The organism is Oscillatoria sp. FACHB-1406 (assembly GCF_014698145.1).
Taxonomy (GTDB): Bacteria; Cyanobacteriota; Cyanobacteriia; order Cyanobacteriales; family Spirulinaceae; genus FACHB-1406.
In genome coordinates, this window is sequence record NZ_JACJSM010000016.1 from 26,130 (window position 1) to 47,354 (window position 21,225).

At 50.3% G+C, this 21,225-nt stretch carries 14 protein-coding genes; 4 read left to right on the forward strand and 10 right to left on the reverse strand.

Annotated features, from left to right (window positions below; translation table 11 throughout):
- Positions 1-20 precede the first annotated feature (20 nt).
- Together psaC and H6G50_RS15715 are read right to left on the reverse strand one after the other, a co-directional pair.
- Positions 21-266 (reverse strand): photosystem I iron-sulfur center protein PsaC, encoded by a 246-nt coding sequence (psaC, locus tag H6G50_RS15710; protein WP_190717990.1) that lies wholly within the window; start codon positions 264-266, stop codon positions 21-23.
- 221 nt (positions 267-487) lie between these two features.
- On the reverse strand, positions 488-2,026 hold the full coding sequence (locus H6G50_RS15715; protein ID WP_190717993.1) for an NAD(P)H-hydrate dehydratase: 1,539 nt from the start codon (positions 2,024-2,026) through the stop codon (positions 488-490).
- A gap of 239 nt (positions 2,027-2,265) precedes the next feature.
- Here H6G50_RS15715 and H6G50_RS15720 point away from each other — a divergent pair, with 239 nt between their 5' ends.
- A complete protein-coding gene (locus H6G50_RS15720) occupies positions 2,266-2,976 on the forward strand; it encodes a rhomboid family intramembrane serine protease (protein ID WP_190717996.1) in 711 nt (236 codons plus the stop codon).
- A gap of 349 nt (positions 2,977-3,325) precedes the next feature.
- The gene (locus H6G50_RS15725; protein WP_190717999.1) at positions 3,326-4,267 is read left to right on the forward strand and encodes a site-specific DNA-methyltransferase; all 942 of its coding nucleotides are present in this window, start codon (positions 3,326-3,328) and stop codon (positions 4,265-4,267) included.
- Here the strand turns inward: H6G50_RS15725 and H6G50_RS15730 are convergent.
- The 8 genes from H6G50_RS15730 to H6G50_RS15765 all read right to left on the reverse strand — a co-directional run bounded on the left by H6G50_RS15730 (position 4,230) and on the right by H6G50_RS15765 (position 14,923).
- Positions 4,230-4,601, reverse strand: a complete 372-nt coding sequence (locus H6G50_RS15730) for a hypothetical protein (protein WP_199303052.1) — start codon at positions 4,599-4,601, stop codon at positions 4,230-4,232. The two genes, H6G50_RS15725 and H6G50_RS15730, sit on opposite strands and share 38 nt — an antisense overlap.
- A gap of 234 nt (positions 4,602-4,835) precedes the next feature.
- On the reverse strand, positions 4,836-6,407 hold the full coding sequence (locus H6G50_RS15735; RefSeq protein WP_190718002.1) for a hypothetical protein: 1,572 nt from the start codon (positions 6,405-6,407) through the stop codon (positions 4,836-4,838).
- A gap of 13 nt (positions 6,408-6,420) precedes the next feature.
- Positions 6,421-8,049: an adenylate/guanylate cyclase domain-containing protein gene (locus H6G50_RS15740; protein ID WP_190718005.1), complete on the reverse strand. Its 1,629-nt coding sequence runs from the start codon at positions 8,047-8,049 to the stop codon at positions 6,421-6,423.
- A gap of 164 nt (positions 8,050-8,213) precedes the next feature.
- Positions 8,214-8,957 carry a Stp1/IreP family PP2C-type Ser/Thr phosphatase gene (locus H6G50_RS15745; RefSeq protein WP_190718008.1) on the reverse strand — a complete coding sequence of 248 codons (744 nt, stop codon included), beginning with the start codon at positions 8,955-8,957 and terminating at the stop codon, positions 8,214-8,216.
- A gap of 42 nt (positions 8,958-8,999) precedes the next feature.
- Positions 9,000-10,724, reverse strand: a complete 1,725-nt coding sequence (locus H6G50_RS15750; RefSeq protein WP_347239946.1) for an AarF/ABC1/UbiB kinase family protein — start codon at positions 10,722-10,724, stop codon at positions 9,000-9,002.
- 169 nt (positions 10,725-10,893) lie between these two features.
- Positions 10,894-11,211 (reverse strand): DUF6825 family protein, encoded by a 318-nt coding sequence (locus H6G50_RS15755; RefSeq protein WP_190718015.1) that lies wholly within the window; start codon positions 11,209-11,211, stop codon positions 10,894-10,896.
- A 289-nt stretch (positions 11,212-11,500) separates the two neighbouring features.
- Complete coding sequence (locus H6G50_RS15760; protein WP_190718018.1) at positions 11,501-14,014, reverse strand: serine/threonine-protein kinase; 2,514 nt, start codon at positions 14,012-14,014, stop codon at positions 11,501-11,503.
- Positions 14,015-14,272: 258 nt separating this feature from the next.
- The gene (locus H6G50_RS15765; protein WP_190718021.1) at positions 14,273-14,923 is read right to left on the reverse strand and encodes a DUF2301 domain-containing membrane protein; all 651 of its coding nucleotides are present in this window, start codon (positions 14,921-14,923) and stop codon (positions 14,273-14,275) included.
- A gap of 63 nt (positions 14,924-14,986) precedes the next feature.
- Here H6G50_RS15765 and era point away from each other — a divergent pair, with 63 nt between their 5' ends.
- Positions 14,987-15,916: a GTPase Era gene (era, locus tag H6G50_RS15770; protein ID WP_190718024.1), complete on the forward strand. Its 930-nt coding sequence runs from the start codon at positions 14,987-14,989 to the stop codon at positions 15,914-15,916.
- Positions 15,917-16,087: 171 nt separating this feature from the next.
- Entirely contained in the window at positions 16,088-21,214 is a 5,127-nt protein-coding gene (locus H6G50_RS15775) for a response regulator (RefSeq protein WP_190718027.1), read from the forward strand.
- The last annotated feature ends 11 nt before the right edge of the window (positions 21,215-21,225 follow it).

Genomic DNA, 21,225 nt, shown 5'->3' on the forward strand with positions numbered 1-21,225 from the left:
ACTCGAAATTCGAGAGGATTTTAATAAGCTAAGCCCATGCTGCGAGTGGTTTCAGCACCCAGGTAAACCCGGACGCTGAGGAAGTCGGTCGGGCAGGCGGTTTCGCAACGCTTGCAGCCTACACAGTCCTCAGTGCGAGGAGAGGAGGCAATTTGACCGGCTTTACAGCCATCCCAAGGCACCATTTCTAGTACGTCGGTCGGGCAGGCGCGGACGCATTGGGTGCAACCAATGCAGGTGTCATAGATTTTGACGCTATGAGACATTAGAAAATCGGCTCCTTAGCGAGTGTTCTCGTGTTTACGCAATACAGATAAGCTCAAAGCTTAGTTTACCTTAGCGTTTGAAGTTCCTCGAACAACGGGGAAGATAACTTTAAATTCTGTTACAGAAGAGGGGTAGGGGAGAGGGGGAGATGGGGAGATGGGGTGACGGGGTGACGGGGTGACGGGGTGACGGGGTGACGGGGTGATGTACGAACTACGAATTACGATCGCGGTATGGGGGTTAAATATTGGGTGAGGGTAAAAGCATCAACGCCTAACTCCGTGCGTTTCCGGGCGGCGAGAATTCCGGCGCGGGCGTGCCATTCGGCGGCGATAGCAGCGATGGTATGACTTGCCCCTTGTTGCGCGACTAAACCGCCCATTAACCCGGAGAGTACGTCGCCGCTACCGCCTCGGGCGAGGGCGGGGGTGCTTTCGGGAATCAGCCAGATTTGACCTTCGGGATTGGCGATCGCGGTTCTGGCTCCTTTCAGCAGTACAATAGTTTCACAGTGCAGTGCTGCTTCTCTTACCGCAGCGATACGATTTTCCGGGGCGATATCCGGGAACAAGCGCTTGAACTCCCCGACGTGAGGCGTAAGGATGGTGGGATAGGAGCGTTGAGATAATCTAGTTTCCGTCCCCAAACGAGCTAAAGCATTTAAGGCATCTGCGTCTAAAATCAGCGGTACGGGCGCGCTTAAAACTCGTTCCACTACGGGGAGGGCATCGAGAGTAATTCCGGGGCCGCAGGCGATCGCGCTAAACTGAGAGAGGTCTAAATCGGGCAAATCCGCGATCGCACCACTCTCCGTCTCCGGGCAGCCCACAACCAATGCCTCCGGTAACTGCGCCACCAACAACGGTTTCAGCGACTCCGGAACCGCCACCGAAAGCATTCCCACCCCACTCGCCCGCGCCCCCAACGCCGTCAAAATCGCCCCTCCTGCATAGCGTCGCGAACCGCAAATCAGCAATAAATGTCCTTGTTTGTACTTGTGCGTTACCGCAGGACGAGGTAATGGCAAATTCGACAAAACGACTTCCCGCGTGAGTCGCTGCACGGCGGGTACGGGCGAGAGAATCGCCTCGATATCCGCTTCCGGAATACCAAAATCTACCAGCGAAACATCGCCGCAATACCCCAACGCCTCATCTTGAAAAAAAGCGCACTTCCACAATCCCAAACAAAACGTCTGCGTCGATCGTACCGCAACCCCTAAAACCTCCCCCGTATCGGTATGAATCCCTGAAGGCAAGTCGATACTAACGACGGGTTTCTGCCACGAGTTGAGCGTTTTCACGGCTTCAGCGATACTGCCAGAAAGCGTTCGTTCTAAGCCAAAACCGAACAACCCATCGATAATGAAATTGCAGGGTTCTAACTCCGAAATGTCATCAAAAACCGCAATGCCCAAACTGCTAGCATAATTGAAGTGGGCGGCGGTCAGTTCTTTCAACTTCGCGAAGGGACGGTATAAATTGACCTCATAGCCTTGCAAGTGTAACTCCCGCGCCACAACTGCCGCATCGCCGCCATTGTGTCCCGGGCCGACGAGTACGCCGACTTTTGAGGGGGGGTAGAGCGTCATAATGCGCGCGGCGATTAATCCGGCGACTTTTTCCATTAACGCAGCGACGGGCATTCCAGCCGCAAAAATGCGTTCTTCAATCTGGCGCATTTGTTCGGCGCTGACAACGGCGCGATTGAGAAGAGCGCGATGTGAGACTGAAGAAGCGCGATTGTCAAAAGGTTCCATTTTCCCGATAATTTAAGTTCGCTTTTATGGCAATCTAGTTTAGTGAATAGTGAATCGTGAATGGTACGCGATCGCAAAAACTGTTCCTTGTCCGCGATCGCGAGTTGCCGTTCGCTTGCCCGCTCTGCCCTGTAGCTAGCAGTTAGCCCGAGATTATCAAATCTAAGATTTTTGCCGTTTCCGTTCGATGACTAGCCGCTTATTCACTATTCAAAACTCACTATTTACTCTTCACTCCAATGGTTCCATTAAAAGACGAAAATCCAATAACGATTACACCGTATGTCACCTATGCGTTAATCGTTCTCAATATTGCTGTTTTTATTTTCCAGCTTACCTTAAGTCCAGCCGCCCTTGAAGGGTTCTTCCATCTTTTTGCGGTCGTACCGCGAGAACTGACAGCAAGTATAGAGGGAATTCCGATCGGTCAGCCCGTACCAGAACCGCTGACGTTATTTACCTCTCAGTTCTTACACGCCGGTTTTTTACATATCGGCTTTAATATGTTGTTTCTTTGGATTTTTGGCAACAATATTGAAGAAGAACTCGGACATTTTAAATTTTTGTTCTTTTACTTAGTTTGCGGCGCATTAGCAGCTTTAACCCAGTGGTTTTTCGCTTCGGGTTCTGCGATTCCTTCTTTAGGGGCGAGTGGCGCGATCGCGGGCGTAATGGGAGCCTACATTTTTAAGTTTCCCCAAGTTCGGATCGTAACTCTCGTTCCTTTAGGCTTCTTCTTCTTTACCCTTCGCGTTCCCGCGATCTATTTCTTAGGTTTTTGGTTCGTGCAACAAGCGTTTAACGGTCTTGCAACGCTGGAAGCGCCGGTGAATGTCGGGATGGAACAAGGCGGGGTTGCGTATTGGGCGCACGCAGGCGGGTTTGTGTTCGGCGCGATCCTTGCTTCGCTGCTAGGGCTATTTTCTACGCGATCGCAACTTCCGGAATAGAAAAGTTTCACACTTCTCCCAGCAATCAATATTGCTGCGCCCACTCTTTTTTTAGCATTATCCAAAGGGTGGGCATTGCCGACTTAAAGCGCACGTTAGATTCAAGAGCTTTGCCGCAATGCCCACCCTACTAGAACTCTTTTTTAGCATTATTCAGCAATCCCTATTCGGGAAAGTAAATTTTCTTGAAGTGCTTTTATAATTCTATTGTAGAAGGGTAGGGATGAATTGCATTCGCCCTTCTGACGAACAATCCTGTCATTGATGGGATAATAAAGCAATTAGCCTCTATTCCTGCTACCCAGAAATTTTGCCTCACTATAATAATCTTATTGAGATGGTGTGGTTAATGACAAAAACTCCTTTGAATCAAGTTTTAACTGGCGATTGCCGCGAGGTTATGAAGCAATTACCGGATTGTTATCTATCTGCTTGTATTACCGATCCGCCTTATAATTATGAATTTATCGGTCATAAATGGGACGATTCAGAAATCAAAAGACGTATCGAACGAGTGAATAGCAAAGACAATAAAACGCTCGTTAAAAATATTCCTTATGGTAGTGGCTTAGCAGGAGGAGTCAGAAACGAGAAATGGTATCAAAGGAACCGCAACAACATTTTAGATTACCAACAGTGGTGCTTTGAATGGGGAGAGCAACTGTTTCGGATTTGTAAACCGGGTGCAACGGTTCTTGTTTTCAATAGCACGCGCACCGTTGCTCGCGTCCAAGTCGCCCTAGAAAACGTGGGTTTTTATGCCCGCGATATTCTCGTTTATCGAAGACCGAGCGGTATTCCTAAAGGAGTCAATATTAAGCGACAACTCGAAAAAAGAGGATATAAAAACTCCAAAGAATGGGAGGGTTGGCACAGTTGTTTGCGAAACGAATGGGAAGCGATTTGCGTCCTACAAAAACCCCTGGTCGATAATTATTTAGAAACTTTGATGGAATACGGTACGGGTCTTTTTTATACCCAAGATTCTTTGGGAGGGTTTCAATCCAACATTATTGAAGGTCTAGCACGCGAAAAAAACGAGGACTTTAACGTTCATTGTACGGTTAAACCGCTTTCTTTAATGAGAAAGCTCGTGGAGATATTTGTCCCGCGCTCTGAAAATTCTATCCTTATCGATCCTTTTGCTGGTTCGGGAACAACGTTGCTAGCTGCTAAAGAATTTGGCATTAAATACATTGGAATTGAAATTGTACCTGACTATATAGAAATTATTAATAAGCGTCTCGATCGCGTTAGCGGTCAACAGGGAAAGCTTTCGCTCTTTCCCTAAGAAAGGATTTCAGAGCGAAGCCGCTTAATTGTTGTATAAATCCGAACGCAAAATCGCCCATATAAACTTTCCAAGTTCCAGTTTCACAGGCAGTAATTGCAGCGGGAAGATTATCTTCTCGGAGAACTAAAAGAATGGGTTCATAGCCTTGCGAGCGCAGGAGCGATCCATAAGATTTAAATTTTTTCAGCGTTCCAGAATCTCCCGAACCGATCCGATATTTTGTATCAATCGCGTACCGCTCGACAATCAGATCGCATGGTTCATCGCTACCGACTTTCAACGCAGGTTGAAAGCTTTGACAATACGCTTGACAAGTTTCAACAACTAACAATTACCAACACATTCCTAGCTCGCGTCCCCAATACTGTCGATTTTCTCGTTTGACGGCAGGGGAAATACCAAACACATCCATTAAAGGGTCATTCTCTTCGTTTTCTTCTGCGTAAATCTTGCCAATAAATGAGTTTTAGTATCTTACTAAAATTTGCTCCAGTGTCTTTTCAGTCATCATTTGAACTCACATTCTGCGCGACGAGAGATACCACGGCTGTACAATCGATCGCGTCTACTGAAAATTCGCATAGTTCCCCAAATCCTTAATCTCCGGTTTGGGATAGGCTTTCACCACTTTCCAGAGAACAACGTAACTGCCGTCGGGATTGCGACGCAGGGGGCGAAAGGCGATCGCGAGATCGCTGCTGGGGGTTTGCAAGATGCGTCCGGCGTGTCGTCGGCGATCGCGCGGGATTGGTTCGTTGTTGAGAATGACGGCAGGCAGTTGATATTGAATTAAGCGCAATAAATAAGTATGTTCTACCCGAGCGGGTGCGTAAGAAACGGCGGGCGGGCGGGCGGTTGGGGCAAAATCTAAGCCGAGTTTGTCGAAGAAAAAGCGGCGTTGGTCGGCTTCGATCGCGCGCAATTCTTGAGGCGGGCGGTAGTTGACAAATAGCTCGCGCTGTGCATCCGTGAGGGCATTAAAATCGCGATCGTACCAATCGATTTTTTTGTCGTCGTAGTCGGGGAAATCCTCAAAGTCGATATCGTCGCCAAGATCGACCATAAACCCATAGGTGAGGGAACTGGTCGCGATCGCGAAACTCTCTCCCTCTATTTTCAGGGCGAGGCGCGGTAAAAACCCGTAAGCAAGGGTTTCTAACGGCACGAAAGGACGAGGCGCGCCCATCTCCGGATAGAGGCGATCGCGCAATTGATTGAGATCCAACGGCGAGGGCGGTTCCGGAAAAATCGTCGCGATGCCGGTATTCGGCTGCTCGAGAACATCCTCATAACCTTTGATTTCTTCGGGATACAGCGCCAAATAATTCGGGCTGCCGCTCAGCGATCGCGTTTCAGCAGAAAAGTTATTATAGCCAGCAGGAAGGCTATTTTGAGCAGCTAGGAGCAAGCGGCGGCTGGTTTCAATCGCATAAATCGCCTCGGAATTCGGAATCGCTACCGAGGTGGGTGCAGCGTTTCCGTTCGCCTCCGGTTTCTTCACCGGTTGAGAGACAACAACCGGCTCGGGTGTAGCGGCTTCGGCGGCGGCGACGGAAGCCGAAAAAGCAGAACCATTGGTATCGTCGCCGTTTGCGGGCTTGAGGGGGAGGGGCTGCGTCGGTCGGAGGGAAAGATCGAGAGGGCGCAGGAGTGTCGTGCGGCGATCGAGGAAGGGAGAAAGGGGTTGAAGGAGTTGTTGGGTGTAAAAGAGGGAGCAGTACGTTTGTTGCTGGGCAGGAGTAAAATCTGAGGGGAGCGCGATCGGGCGATCGCGACAGATAAACTCGGGGACAATCGCAATATCCCGCAAGTAGCGTTCGAGCTTAAGGAGGTGCTGCCACAGGCGATCGCGCGCTGCATTTTGTCGTTCGGATTGCGTTGTCGTTACGACTCGCCCGTTGATGTGAGTTTCAGCCGAAGGAACCGTCGCTGCTTCCAGCAAGCCAAGGACTTCTAACTGTTCTTCGATTAAGGCTTGCGATCGCGCCCAAAACTCCGCTTCGCTCGCCGAAAGCGCTTCAGTCGGCTGTTGCGCCACCTCGATAGCAGACTGGGGGGCGAGTTCCGTCGCATTAACGGCAATGGGTAGGGCGCTGGCCCAGCAAAGGGTACAGAAGAGCAAAATACGATCGCGCATCTTGACAAAGAAGCTAAGTTATAGTAAGGGCGCTGCGATAGATTTTAATCGGTCGCTCGATTCCCTTAAACCGATATTCTCCCATCTCTTGGAAACTATCCCGAGCCGAGAGTCGATTGTAAGTCGCTTCGCTAACGACGCATTCTCCGGGCGGACAAATACTCTCCATGCGAGAGGCTAGATTAATTGTCCCGCCGAGAGCAGTATATTCTAAGCGTTGAGAACTACCGACATCACCCACGACCGCGCGACCCGTGTTGATGGCGATTCGCAGTTGCAGGGGTTCTCCAAAGGTTTCAGTGGCGTTGAGACCTGCCAAACGAGCGAGCATTCTCAGGGCAACGGTAACTGAGCGATCGGCGCAATCCGGTTGTGCTTCCGGCGCGCCAAAAAACGCCATAATGCAATCGCCGATATATTTATCCAGCGTTCCGCCCAACGCAAAAATTTCGGCAGTCATTTCCTCAAACAAACGGTTGAGCAATTGAGCGACTTGAACCGGCGTGAGGCGTTCGGAAAGGGCAGTAAAACCGACGACATCGGCAAATAGGATGCTGATGTCGCTTTCAATCGGCGGCAGGCGACCATCCCCGTCATGAGTCACCGTGTCGAGAGGACGAGCGTTGACTGCGAGTAATTGCTGAACGAGACCGGGAGAATGATAGCGTTCTAAACGCTGGCGCAGCATTTCTTCATTTTTAAGTTTTTGCAGCAGCAATGACCGTTGGACGTTGGCAGCGATTAAGTTAGCGAGGGCAGAAAAAAAGCTGAGATCGCGTTCGCCCGCTTCAGCCCAATCGCGACTGGAATGATTGGCATCAGCATAGAGTACGCCGAGTGCGCGATTCTCATTCCAGAGGGGAACGGCGATGCAAGTGCAAATGTTGTTAAACAGGACGCTGTGTTGGCTGCTAAAGCGTTCGTCCGCTTGCGCATCGGCAATTTGCACGGCAACTCGTTCGTCGAAAACTGTTTGGCAGATCGTGTGACTGACCCAACTGCTATTGAGGATGAGGGTGGATTGCTCGCTTGCATCGCGCGCGGCGGCTTGAAGGAGTTTGAGTTCGTTGGAATCTTCTTGTTGAATTAGGAGTGCTAAGCGATCGATGTGAGTGAGATAGCGAAAGACGACTTCTTGCACTCGTGCAAAAATTTCATCGAGGGAAGTTGCGACGCTGAGTTGCTTGGAAATTTCGACTAAATCTTGGAGGCGCGCGATCGCTTCGTCTTTATCTTGAAAGGCGCGATCGCCTTGACTTTGCCCTAGCATCCACCGCTGTTGCAACTCGCGAACGTTATGAAAAAAGGTCGTCGGTTTGGGAGGAACAGTAGAGGGTTGGGGGCGCGAAACTAAGAATCCGACCTCAATACCAACGTCGCCCAGTTCGAGCAGATCGCCGCGACGGAGCGCAACGGGCGCGAGCAATCTTCGATCGTTTAAGCGGCTGCCGTTCTTACTGCCCAAATCTTCAACGAGCCATTCTCCCGAAGCATTTTTGAACAAGCGCACGTGCCTGCGAGAAATTTCCCCAAAGGGCAAACACCAATCGCACTCCGGCAAACGACCGATAATAAATTCCGTGCGATTGCTAGGGACGGTTGTTTCTGCATTATTTTGTTGCAGGCGCAGCGTTAGTTCCACTGTAAACTATCCACTATTCGCTGTCTTTTGAAGCATCGAAGTCAATCGTAAAGAGGGTTTATCATTATCCCTCAACCCGATTGTTGGAAAACACAAGCTCAACCCGCCACTCCAAATCTTTGATAACCTTTTTTCTGTCCTCCTAGCACTCAATAGTTCGCCATTTACGAATTTACTGATTCGCCGTTAACTGAAATCAGCACGGTTGTGATGTTATCAGAGCCGCCATTGAATTTAGCAGCTTCAATTAAAGCCGTTGCTGCTTCTTCGCAGGTGTCCGTCGATCGCAAACAATCCGCGATCGCCTCATCGCTCACTTCTTCCGTCAGCCCATCGCTGCACAATAATAAACAGTCGCCCGCGTTCACCTCTATGCAATGCATTTCCACGGTTTGTAAGTCCCTGCGTCCCAAGCATTGAGACAGAACGTGCCGCCACGGATGAATTCTTGCCTCTTCTAAGGTCAAATCGCCCATTTTCAAGGCGCGCGCCACCCAAGTTTGATCCTCGCTTAACTGCTCCAAGCGATCGGTGCGCAGTCGATAGAGTCGAGAATCGCCCACCGAGCCATACCACTGCTGCGAGTTGCGAAACATAACAACGACTACAGTTGTCCCCATATCCGAGCGTTCTGGATGTTTCTGCTGATCGTCGATAATTTTTAGGTTCGCCGCGAAAATTGCTTTCTCTAACAGTTCGTGCGACGCTACCGATGAATCCCAATGTTCTTCTAAATAGGTACGGATGGTGTCCGTTGCTATCTGACTTGCTTCTTGACCGCCTGCGTGACCGCCCATTCCATCGGCAACCACAAAAAAACGGCCCTGGGGAGCGTCGATATAATAACTATCTTGATTGACGGAACGTACCATTCCCGTATCCGTCTTACCCGCAAAACCCGGTTTCATACATTACTGATTGTTTGGCTTGCTTCAAAAACTCTAGCAAAGTTAAGGCATTCGGTCGAGGCGATCGACTCGCCGCCAAAGACGAACTAAGCCGACAATCGACACTCCAGCCGCAGCGATCGCGATCGCTGCTAACCAAAACTTGCTATTAACGAAGAGGATTGTCGCAGACAAAGTGAAGGCGGCAACTAATAAAGTATAGTTGGTCAGGAGTTGAATCGTCCCATTTCTTCGTAAAATTCGATCGGATTCAGTCGATCTGACCCGTACCCGAATATCGCCGCGTTCGAGCTTTTCGAGGGTATCTTCGAGACGGCGCGGCAGCCCCAAGGCGGTACTGCCTACACTCGCCGCTTGTCGTCCCAATTCGTCCAAGATGCTATTGCCGTTACTGCCGTTACTATCCGTCATAATTTGCAAGGCGAAGGGTTGAGCGACCTCCATAAAGTTAAAATCCGGATCTAAGCCTTTTCCAACGCCTTCCAGGGTTGAAAAAGCGCGCATCACGAAGGTAAAAGTTGCCGGAAAGCGAAAGGGTTGATCTTGCACGATTTCGTACAGATCGTCGCTAATTGCCGCGATCGATTGCTCCTCAAATGGTTTATCCATAAAGTTATCCAGCATATACTGGACGGAGCGGCGCACCGGCCCCATATCGCCCGTCGGCGCGAGCGCCCCCAGTTCGATCAAAGAATCAACGATGCGATCGGCATTTTTTTGAGCGATCCCGAATAAAGTTTCCATTAACTGTTCGCGGACATTGGCTTTGATTTTGCCCATCATGCCAAAATCGTAGAAAATCAGTTTGCCATCCGCACTCACCGCTAAATTGCCGGGATGGGGATCGGCATGGAAAAAGCCATCTTCGAGCAATTGTCGCAGGTACGCTTCCGCCCCCAAGCGCGCCAGCAACTTTCGATCTAATCCCGCCGCTTCCAGCGCTTCGTAATGGCTGATTTTAATGCCGGGGGAATATTCCAGTGTCAGAACGCGGGGCGAAGAATAGCGCCAATACACCCGAGGGACTTGCACCCAATCGACTGCGCGAAAGTTACGCCGGAAAGTATCAGCGCTGCGTCCTTCGCTGAGATAATCGGTTTCCTCCCAGAGAATCCGACAGCATTCATCGTAAATTCCCAGCCAATCTCGTCCGCGCCCCCAACGCGGATGATTTTGGAAGTATTGGGCGATGCGGCGCAGAATTGCCAAGTCGATGGTGAATAATTTTTTGAGTCCCGGACGCTGGACTTTGACGACGACTTCTTCGCCGGTGCGGAGTTGCGCTTTGTGAACTTGTCCTAAACTGGCTGCCGCTAGGGGAGTGGGATCGAAACTGCTAAAGAGTTCCGCGATCGTTTTGCCGCTATCTTCTTGGATAATGCTCGCAACTTGCTCGTAATCGAAAGCAGGGACGCGATCTTGAAGTTTGCTGAGTTCTTCGACGTACTCGACAGGGAATAAATCGGCTCGAGTTGAAAATAATTGACCGACTTTAATAAAAGTTGGACCGAGTTCGAGTAAGCTTTCGCGGATCCAAGCGGCTTGATTTTTGCGCCGTCTTTGGCGTTTTTCATCGCTGTAGCCGCCGATGTAACTCCACCGCTTGCCATCGCGCCAAAGTTGAAACAGGAGGGTTAGAACGAAAACCCAAATATCAAAACGCCGCCGATTGCGCGAGTAATTTTCTCGATTCCATCGATATTTGGTTTTTCCGTTGTCCGGGCGAGCGCCGGGAGGGGGCGATGCGGAGGCTTGAACGTACTCGATAGAACGATTAGGGGTTTGAGAAAGGGCTGACACAAGTCTTGATTATATTTGAGGTAAGGCCACAGCGATGGGAAATGCACGGACGAGGCAGCGGCAAGGGGGCTGGGAGGCGCACCTCGCCAAGCGGAACCTTATACAGAGCGCACTGCGAAATTTAGAGGCTGCTCGATTAAATCGAGCGACTGCGATAGGCGGTTAGTTCGGAACGAACGCGCGCGATTTCGGCTCGCAGTTCGTCGATGGTTTCTTGGAGATCGCTGTTGCTTTGGGAAGTTGCGTTAGCCGTAGAGACTCCAGTTTCTCGAGCAATTTCGCGCTCGGCCCTGGCTAGCACCTCTTCGGAGAATTGACGCAGGTTTTCGCGCTGCTCGGCATCAAAGCGACCTAATTCGCTCAAAGCGTTGCTGAGACTGTCTTCTGCTTTTTCATATAAGACTTCGGCAACGGCTTTTCCCACAAAGAAGGCATGGATAACGGGATTACTCATGGCCAGAATTAAGCTAAATTTTTATACGTTTCGTTACAAATTATATCCGATCGCTTCCGAGCCGACAGCGCTTTCTGTTGCCCTCTGCCCGATTTCCTTCGGAAGGCAGACTAGAGAAGGTGAGGAACTACGGAATTCTATTGTTAAGATTTTTACTCAGCGATCGGCGATGCCGTGCCGCTGGGCGGGCAAGCTCGTTAGGATCGTCGAGGTTGCCGATCGGGCATTTTTCCGAGCCTATGGGCGAACAATCAAACTTTTGAGTTTACTGCTCGCTTGACTCGGGTAGTTAATACGTTTCTTCCTCAAGGGTTGGCGAGGCAGCGTCTCGAGGCGGAAAAGATTGTTTGAGATGCCAAACGCTCGATCCTGCTTCTTCGGGACGGTTGACGCGCACGGATATTCCTAACCCCGCTCCCGCAGAAGCCGCGATCGCACAAGTGACTAACAGCGCTCGCATTGGGAATTTTGGCTTTAACAGAGTTGGGTTTGAGTTCGTGCGGCTCAGCCACCACAGTACCATTTTGGTGCTTTGCAGTTCTTTCCGCGTTAAGGCGTGTTTGCCATTACTAATCGAGGGGCTAGATGTTTCCAAAAGTTCGGGTAACTGCTGCGCGTTCGCTAGCGAAAAACTCGCTAAGTCTGGACTTTCAAATGGAGCGATGGGTTGTGCTTCAAGGGTTGTACGAGATTCAGCCAGATTGATGCGATCGCGGGTAATTTCTTCCGATTCTTCCGAGGGCGATATTTCCTCAATAATCGGGACACTTGTTGATTCGCGAACTTCCACTGCTTCAAGAGGTTCAGCGAGATTGATGCGATCGCGGGCAATTTCTTCTTTTTCTGCCGTGTAGCGTCCGTCGGCGCGATGAAAGTCTTTAGTTTTGGGTTCGTCTGTCGCGATCGCATCCGGAATTTCTTCCCCAATTATCCAACTGACGATATCTTGACTTTCTGCAACATCTGTGATTTCTTTCTCAATGCCGATCGCGGTTTCAGCAAGACTAACTTCTTGAAGCGAGCTTTTTTCTAACCTTTCTGTAGCCGAAACTTTCTCGGTAACTCGAAAATCCTCAGCAGGGTAGTTTTCAGAAGCCTCAACCGATATTTCTTCAATTCTTAGGCTGTTCTCAGCCGGATGAATCGCTTTAATTTCTAGTTCTTCATCGTTCTTTTCTACCCAAAGTTCTTCCAGACCTGATAAAGTGTTTGAGCGATCGCCGTTTTCAAGAAGAGCGAGTGATTCTTCTTCCACTGCTGCATTAGCTTCGGCTGGACTTACGGTTTGAAGCGGTGTTTGCTCTAACACCTCCGAAGGATAAACTTCTTCGAGCGCCGGAAAATCTGTTAAATTGTAGCTTTCATAAGCATCAGTCTGGTCTTCTACAATTGGATTACGAGCATCAGCGCGATGAAGGTCTTGGATTTTCGATTCTTTCTTATCACTCTCGATCGCGATTTCTTGCCAAACTGACAAGCTTTCTAGTTCGACGTTTTCAGCTAACTCAAGGGGTTTTTCTTCTGCTGTTACTCCCTGCTGTTGAAGCGCGGTTTCACCGAATATTTCTGAGGGTAAAACTTCTTCAACGAGCGCTAACTCTACTAAATCGCTCGCTCCAGTAGGCGCGATTGATTCTTCAATCAAGGCTGGTTCGTCTTGACTCTTTTGAATCTCAGGGAAAGATTCTTTGACAAATTCCCGATCGTTGTTGACGCTTGCACAGTCTTGCCGTTCTGATTTTTGTTCTAACTCCCTTTCTACCAAAAATTCTTGTCGAACTTTTAAGCTTTCGAGTTCGAGACTTTCACCTAGATCGAGGGTTTGTTCTTCCGCTGTAGCTCGGACTTCTTCAGTCGAATTAACTTCCTGAAGACGGGTTTCTTCTAAACCTTCTGAGAAAGGAAGTTCGTTAATAATTGACGGCGTTACGAAGTTATTATTTTCAACGGGATTGATGGACTCTGCTGCTAAATTTTCGCTCGTCCCCTCGAGCAAGGATTGCCAAGCTTGAACGCTTTGGGGGCGTTGCTGCGGATCGATACTTAAACCTTGCAAAATTGCCGTTTTTATGGATTCTGGGAGATCGGAAGGGAAATGTTGCCAGCGATCGCGTTCAATGATATCGAGTAGGGGCGCGGGGGGCGGCGGATTGCCGTTTAGTAGCGTATAGAGGGTTGCCGAAAGGGCATAAATATCGGTAGCGGGAGTGCAGAAGGCTTTGGGTTGATGTTGTTCGGGGGCTGCGTAACCGGGCGAAAGGAGATTGGCGCGCGTTTGCTTGATAGCGGGAGTTAATTCTGCTGTCAATCCGAACTCAACAACGACGACTTCATCTTTATCGTGGCGTTGAATAATATTGCTGGGGCTGAGATCGAGGTGTAGGAGTCCGGCGTTATGCAGTGTTGCGATCGCGCCTGCAATTTGCTCGATATAACGCAGGGCGAGATTGAGGGGAAATGCTCCCTTCGTTTCTAAAATATCAGCTAGACTGCGCCCCGCGATCGCTTCGTAAACCACATAAGGTTGTCCGTCTTCCTCAAAACAATCGATAACGCTGGCTAAGTGCGGGTGTTGGCAGTCACAGAGGCGATGGGCAAGCTTTGAGAAACGTCGTTTGAACCGCCAGAAGTCGGGAAGTTCGCGGAGGTGGGACGCAAGGGTTTTCACGATCGCACCCTGGGAATCCGTCGCAATTGTTTGATTTTCACCAATCGCGATCGTAGCTTTTTTTGTTTGAGAGAAAGTTCCCCGTCCGATAGTTGTGGGTTCGAGGATGTAGCGATAATCTTGTTCGAGCATCATAAATCGAGCGAGTTGTTAGGATTTTGAGTTCGAGCGTTACTTGCTAACATCGTGCTGCCGTGCGTACCGCGATCGAACGTTACCAATATCAAGCCAGCGAAGGTCTAATCGGGATAAACAGGGGGAATTCGTAATTCGTAATTTGTAATTCGTAATTCGTAGTTCGTAATTCGTAATTCGTAATTCGTAACTCACCATTCATAACTTATCCCCCATTCAGCCCTCATAACTCACCATTCATAACTTATCCCCCATTCATCATTTAGCTTTCATCTTCAAGTATTCAAACACCGACTTATCGCCAATATCCGGCGGAATCGGCTGTATGACTTTTCGCAGGGCAAAGACAAGAAACAGAATACTCCAAGCTGCGAGCAATCCCTGTTCGACTCCCACAGAAAAAACTCCTGCCCAATGTCCTAATAATAGTAACGGCACTAAAGGCGTTAAAAACTTTGTCTCGAAACGGTTGAAACAAAACGCTTCCTTAAAGAAAATTCCCGTCAGTGCAGCAAAGCTAAAGCCAATTCCCAACAGAGTAACGGGGTAATGATAAACCGTCCAAGCGAGCGATTCGGGACGCTGTAGCGCAATGAAGATCGCAGCGAAAGCGCCTACAAGGAGAAAGGCTTGCAGGAGACGATGCAGGGCAGCTAAATAGATATGAATGGTTAGCAAACTGAGGGCTAAGCCCGCACAAAAGAGCCAAAATAGGGGCGTGAGGAGTGCAAGCTGGTTTGCGGAGGGGTGGGCGAGAAGAACCCAAGCACTGCCTGCTGCAAAACTCAGTGCGGCGACGCACAAGCCAGTACGATAGAGTAGAACGCCACGGCGATCGCTCGGAGTAATCGTAAACTCGCCAAATTGACCCTGATAGACTTCAGACTCGGTTGGGGATACAGTAACCATAACGCAGACGAATTCGCAACTTAACCTTCTGTCGCTCTCAATTGTGCCATATCTACCCAACTGATGCTTGATGACTCTTTAATCGTTCCCGTCGCGCCGGTCGGCTTTAAATCCGGTTTTGTCGGCTTAATCGGACGGCCGAACGTGGGTAAATCGACGTTAATGAACCGCGCGATCGGTCAAAAAATCGCGATTGTTTCGCCCGTAGCGCAGACAACTCGCAATCGCTTGCGCGGGATTCTAACCACGGATGAAGCCCAAATTATTTTTGTCGATACTCCCGGCATTCACAAACCGCGTCACGAGTTGGGACGAATTTTAGTTCAAAACGCCCGCAATGCGATCGCTGCGGTGGATCTAGTGCTATTCGTTGTGGATGGTTCTGCGATCGCGGGGGGCGGCGATCGCTTCATTGCCGATCTACTGCAATCGACCGCTACGCCTGTTATTCTGGGGATTAATAAGTGCGATTGTCAGCCCGACGACTCCGAAGCGATCGATCGCAGTTATCGCGACCTTCTCGATACACAAGATCGTCCTGCTGTCAAGTTTTCTGCCCTAACTGGGGAAGGGATCGATCGCTTGCAATCCCTACTGACAGAAAACCTCGAACCTGGGCCGTATTACTATCCGCCCGACTTAGTAACGGATTCACCGGAACGATTTATCATGGGCGAACTGATTAGAGAACAAATTCTCGCCTTCGCGCGCGAAGAGATTCCCCACTCCGTCGCCGTCAGTATCGAAAAAGTAGAAGAACAGCCCGAGATCGTCAAAGTTTATGCCACCATTGCCGTCGAACGAGATTCTCAAAAAGGAATCTTAATTGGCAAAGGGGGCAGTATGCTCAAAGCGATCGGCTCCGAGGCGCGCCAACAAATCCAAAAGTTGATTATGGGCAAAGTTTATCTAGAATTATTCGTAAAAGTCAGACCAAAATGGCGACAATCGAGAATGCAACTGGCAGACTTAGGGTATCGAGTCGAGGATTAAAGATCCAGTAGCCTTTAATCTTCGACAGCATTTGAGGTTATCTTTAAACCAGAAGCGCTCGAGCGACGGCAGAGTAGCGAAATAGGTTTAGAGTGCGAACGCGATCGAAAAATCATCAGACGGTGCTGCACAATCGAAGCGCAGAGAGCGATTAGGGAGAGCAAGTGGCTTATGCAAGTCGAACAACGCCAAAAAATCACGGGTTATTTCATTGAAGAGGCAAAAGAACACCTCGAAACAATTCAAGAGGGAATTGCCAACTTTCAAAGCACCCTCGACGACCCAGAAACAGCCAACGAAATCTACCGGGCAGCCCATTCGATTAAAGGCGGCGCGGCGATGCTGGAACTCGAAAGCATTCGTCGCAGCGCTCATCGTCTCGAAGACTTCTTCAAACGGCTCAAAGAAAAGCCCGTCAAAGTCGATACGCGCTTGCAATCGCTTTGCACGCAGATATTCAATGCGCTCCAAACCTTGGTTGGCGAACTCGAACGCCATCTCGCTGTCCCCGCTGGAGTTTCAGAGCGAGTTATGGCTGAAATCGAACCCATATTCGAGCAAACGCAGTATCATATTGACTCGCTCTTGAACCCGAAAATCGCCGTTACCGCAGGTAACATGACCCAAGAGAACGGCTCGACTGTAGCATCGGTAGCGATCGCGTCGTCGGTTCAAAGCGACTTCCCTATTGCCCCCTCTCATTCAAGCCGAAAACTGAGTTCCACCCCAGAAGTGGGTGAAGCGGAACTGAGTACCTTAGCCGACCTGTTTGCAACCTCCGACTTAGAGGACAATCTGGATGAGGATAACGTTACGCTCATCCAGTTCGGGGAAGGCAATGGCAGAAAGAACGAAAACTTCAACGATGTCCTCGGGCAACTCGACGATTTTGAAGATTTCGATGGCGCTCAAATTCCCGAAGTTTCGGAAGACATCACCGATATATCCGGCTTTCTCGACCAATTGGGCGCGACAAATGTTAGCGCTGCCAACGCTAAGCTGTCTTCGGTGTCTGAATCCGTCGAGGACGATAACGATTTCGACTTTCTGGGCGACTTAGCCAGTGCGACTTCCTCTCAAGATTTGACGATTGATTCCTCCTTAGATGACTTATTCGGCCCGGATGTACTGCTCGATGAAGAGCCAATCGAAAAAATTGCAGCCGTACTGCCCTCCGAGGAGCGCGAAGATAAAGCAGCCGTTCCCGAGCCGGAATTCAGTCTCGACACGATGCTACAGGAGCTAGGCGCAGCACCGGGATCGATTGAAAGCAGCGAACCTTCTATTAGTCGCTTCAAAGAAGAAATAGAAACAGCGGATGCTCAGTTCGATACGCTGGATACGGATTTTTCCCTGGATACCCTCTTCCAAGGAGAAGCAGATATCGATCTTTCTCTAGATAATATCTTTGACGCAGAACAGAGCCAAGATTTATCCCTCGATACTTTATTGCAAGAACAGATCGAAGATTTATCCCTCGATACAGTCTTTCAAGAGGACAGCCAAGATTTATCCCTCGATACTTTATTGCAAGATTTGGGTTCGCCCAGCAGCGAATCCAGTCAAGAGCTTTCAGCAACGTTCTCTCAAGATTTGGCGAGGAGAGCAGCGAGCGAAGAAGCCTTGGAATTAGATCGGAGTTTGGATGCTAGCTTGGATGAGTTGTTAGCAGAAAGCTCGCGTTATTACGGGGAGCCTTTTGAAGTCGCGCCGGAAAGCTCGCCCTCGGAAATACCTCTCGACGACTTGCTTGAAGCAGCCGTCGAACCGGAACTTGCAGTCGAACGGGATCCCTTAAGCGATTTGTTTGATTCAGTCGCGCCGCCCGCCGCCGTTGAAGAAAAGCCGCTCGAAGAATCCTTCGAGGACTCGAGGCTCGGAACAATCTCACAAGATGCGCCTCCAAAGCGTTCGCCAATTGCACCGGTAGAAGTAGACTCTCGCGCTCCGGAACTCCATCGTTCCGAACCTGCTGTCGATCGCGTCTCGCCCGTTGCAGCCCGTTCTGAGGCGGAGTTAGAGCAGCCAGAAGAGCAACCGGCAACCCTCACGCCGTTCTACTACGATGCGATCGAGGATCTCGAAGCTTTACTCGATACCGAACCCCCCACAGAGGATAACTCTATCCCCTTTGCCGAACTCGATCGCTTCCTGGAAACGAAACCCGAACTATCGCCACCGGAACCGGAACTCGAACTCGAACTCGGACTCGGACTTCCTGCAACGCCTGCGATGGAAGAAGATGAATTTAGCGACCTAATCAAGCTGCTAGAGTTTGATGTCCCCGGAACCGGACAACCGACCAATCTCGACCGTCCTTCCCGTCCCCGTAGAGTTTCGACGGTGGTGGAACAGACGCTCAAGGTTCCAGTCAAGCAGATGGACAATCTCAACAACCTAATGGGTGAGTTGGTTGTCAATCGCAATAGTTTAGAAGGCGATGGCGATAAATTACGTCAAAGCCTCGATAGTTTGATGCACCAAGTGCAAAATTTGAGCGATGTCGCCGGTCGGATGCAAGATCTTTACGAGCGATCGCTCCTTGAAGATGCACTGCTCAAAAGCCGTCAAGAATATCGCGGCCATAACCCTGTCGATCGCAGTGCTGTTTATACCTCCAAATCGTCTACCAAATCGTCTACGAATGAAGAGAAAGACGGTTACAGCGCCCTTGAAATGGACAGCTTCAGCAAATTCCACGAACTCGCTCAAGAAACGATTGAATTAATCGTGCGAGTGCGAGAATCTGCTTCGGATATCAACCTTTGGGTCGATGACATCGATCATGTCGCTCGCAGTCTGCGGCAAGTTACCTCGCAATTACAAGAAGGGCTGACCAAGGCGCGCATGGTTCCGTTCTCTCGCACGGCAGACCGATTGCCGCTCGCCGTGAAGAAAATTTGTCCGCAGTTGAGTAAAGAAGCGCAATTATACCTCGAGGGCAAAGAAACGCTGATCGACAAGATGATCCTCGAGCATCTTTCGGATCCGCTCACCCATTTGGTTAATAATGCTCTAACTCACGGCATCGAATTACCAGACGAGCGCATATCGAGGGGCAAGCGTCCCGAAGGTCAGATCACGGTGCGCGCGCTGCAACAAGGCAACCAAACCGTCATTTCGGTCTCTGACGATGGTGCGGGAATCGATGCGGCGCGAGTCAAACAGAAAGCGTTGGAAAAACGCCTGATAACGCAGACGGAAGCCACGCGCATGACGGATTTAGATGTCTACGAACTCCTCTTCCATGCCGGTTTTAGTACCAAAGACCAAGCGGATAATTTTTCCGGTCGCGGCGTGGGGTTGGATGTCGTGCGTACCAGTATTGCGGAAATTCGCGGCAGCGTTAATATTGACTCGGAATTGGGCAAGGGAACGACGTTTACGATTCGCTTGCCGCTGACGTTGAGCATCTCTAAGGCGCTGTGCTGCGTGAGCGCTAGCACGCCGTTAGCGTTCCCGATGGATGGGGTGGAAGATATGTTCGATCTGCCCCTGACGCAAATTCACGCGACTTCGGATGGGTATCAGTACATTCAGTGGCGCGATATTCGGCTGCATTTCTGTATGCTTTCAGAATTGTTGACTTACCATCGCAAACTCGGTCGCAGCAATTTGTATGTTTCTGGGCGCGAGGACAATATGGTTTCGGTGGTGGTGTTGCGCAGCGCGACCAGTTTCCTGGCGATTGGGGTCGAGCAATTGCTCGGCGATCGCGAAATTGTCATCAAACAGATTATCGGGCCGGTGCCGAAACCGGCGGGAATTGCGGGCGCGACGGTGCAGGGAGATGGCAGAATTATGGCGATCGCGGATGTTTTGGAGTTAATCCAAATTGCCGAAGGTCGGATGCGCCGGGAAGCCAGAACGCTGTGGCAAGACCCAGCAAGCGAGATGAACGCGCAAGCCGAGCGTTCTCAGCCGATGGTATTGATCGTAGACGATTCGATTACGGTGCGATCGCTGCTGTCGATGACGTTTGAAAAAGCGGGTTATCAAGTCGAACAAGCGCGGGATGGTCAGGATGCTTGGGAGAAGTTGCGTAGCGGTTTGCCCTGCGATATCGTCTTCTGCGATATCGAAATGCCCCGCTTGGATGGGTTGGAGTTGCTCGGACGCTTGCAGAAGGACGAACAATTGCGATTGCTGCCTGTGGCGATGCTTACTTCTCGCGGTGCGGAACGGCATCGGCGCGTCGCAGCAGATTTAGGCGCTAGCGGTTACTTCACTAAACCCTATCTCGAGGAAGTGCTGCTTGATGCGGCAGAACGCATGGTGGAAGGAGAAGTTTTACTGCCAGGAAGCACTCGCAAGCCCGGTAAGAAGCGCTTTGAGGAAAGCCAAACCCATCACCCTACTCTGCAACCCCCACAGGTTGCGCCGCCAGTACACACTTCACCGAAGGTATTGATTGTCGATGATTCGGTGACGGTGCGATCGCTCCTTGCCATGACTTTTGAAGGCGCGGGCTATGAAGTCGCCCAAGCTCGAGACGGTCAAGATGCGTGGAATCAACTGAACGCCGGTTTAAACCCCGATGTTGCTTTCCTTGATATTGAAATGCCGCGCATGGATGGAATGCAACTCTTAGAACGGCTTCAAGATGACGAAAACCTTAAAACAATTCCCGTGGCAATGATTACCTCGCGAGGCGCGCAGAAAATGAAGCAGCGAGCCGCAGAACGAGGAGCGTGCGGCTACTTCACGAAGCCCTACGTCGAGCAGGAGTTACTTGAAGCCGCCAAACGCCTGCGCAATGGCGAAGTTTTGTTACCGGGCAGCACGCGCCAACCCCAAGTTGCACCCGCACAAAGCCAAGGGAATTTCAGCGGAATCGAAGCTACGCTCCCATCCGTTGAAGTTGCGCCCGCTCTGGTTCCGATTTGGGGCAGTCAGCCCGTCCAGCATAGCATCCTGATTGTCGATGATTCGATTACGGTGCGATCGCTCCTCGCCGCAACCTTTGAAGGCGCGGGCTACTTAGTCGCCCAAGCGCGAGATGGTCAAGATGCTTTAAATCAACTCCAAGCCGGTTTGAAAGCCGATTTACTCTTCCTCGATATTGAAATGCCCCGCATGGATGGGATTACTTTACTGTCTAACTTGCAAGCCGACGAGAATCTAAAAGGAATTCCCGTGGCAATGCTTACCTCTCGGGGGGCGAAGAAAATGAAACAACGAGCGGCAGCAGAGGGGGCAAAGGGATATTTTGTCAAGCCTTATGTCGATGAAGTATTACTAGAGGCGGCTCGGAAGTTGATTAATGGAGAAGTTCTATTGAAAAGCGAGGGTGAATGATTTAAGAGCGC

What these genes read in the sequence shown, in the direction of transcription:
- era (WP_190718024.1), top strand. Translation starts at nt 14,987, where the DNA reads ATGCTTGATGACTCTTTAATCGTTCCCGTCGCGCCGGTCGGCTTTAAA.
- H6G50_RS15755 (WP_190718015.1), bottom strand. Translation starts at nt 11,211, where the DNA reads ATGAGTAATCCCGTTATCCATGCCTTCTTTGTGGGAAAAGCCGTTGCC.
- H6G50_RS15735 (WP_190718002.1), bottom strand. Translation starts at nt 6,407, where the DNA reads ATGCGCGATCGTATTTTGCTCTTCTGTACCCTTTGCTGGGCCAGCGCC.
- H6G50_RS15745 (WP_190718008.1), bottom strand. Translation starts at nt 8,957, where the DNA reads ATGAAACCGGGTTTTGCGGGTAAGACGGATACGGGAATGGTACGTTCC.
- H6G50_RS15725 (WP_190717999.1), top strand. Translation starts at nt 3,326, where the DNA reads ATGACAAAAACTCCTTTGAATCAAGTTTTAACTGGCGATTGCCGCGAG.
- H6G50_RS15765 (WP_190718021.1), bottom strand. Translation starts at nt 14,923, where the DNA reads ATGGTTACTGTATCCCCAACCGAGTCTGAAGTCTATCAGGGTCAATTT.
- H6G50_RS15760 (WP_190718018.1), bottom strand. Translation starts at nt 14,014, where the DNA reads ATGATGCTCGAACAAGATTATCGCTACATCCTCGAACCCACAACTATC.
- H6G50_RS15715 (WP_190717993.1), bottom strand. Translation starts at nt 2,026, where the DNA reads ATGGAACCTTTTGACAATCGCGCTTCTTCAGTCTCACATCGCGCTCTT.
- psaC (WP_190717990.1), bottom strand. Translation starts at nt 266, where the DNA reads ATGTCTCATAGCGTCAAAATCTATGACACCTGCATTGGTTGCACCCAA.
- H6G50_RS15775 (WP_190718027.1), top strand. Translation starts at nt 16,088, where the DNA reads ATGCAAGTCGAACAACGCCAAAAAATCACGGGTTATTTCATTGAAGAG.
- H6G50_RS15720 (WP_190717996.1), top strand. Translation starts at nt 2,266, where the DNA reads ATGGTTCCATTAAAAGACGAAAATCCAATAACGATTACACCGTATGTC.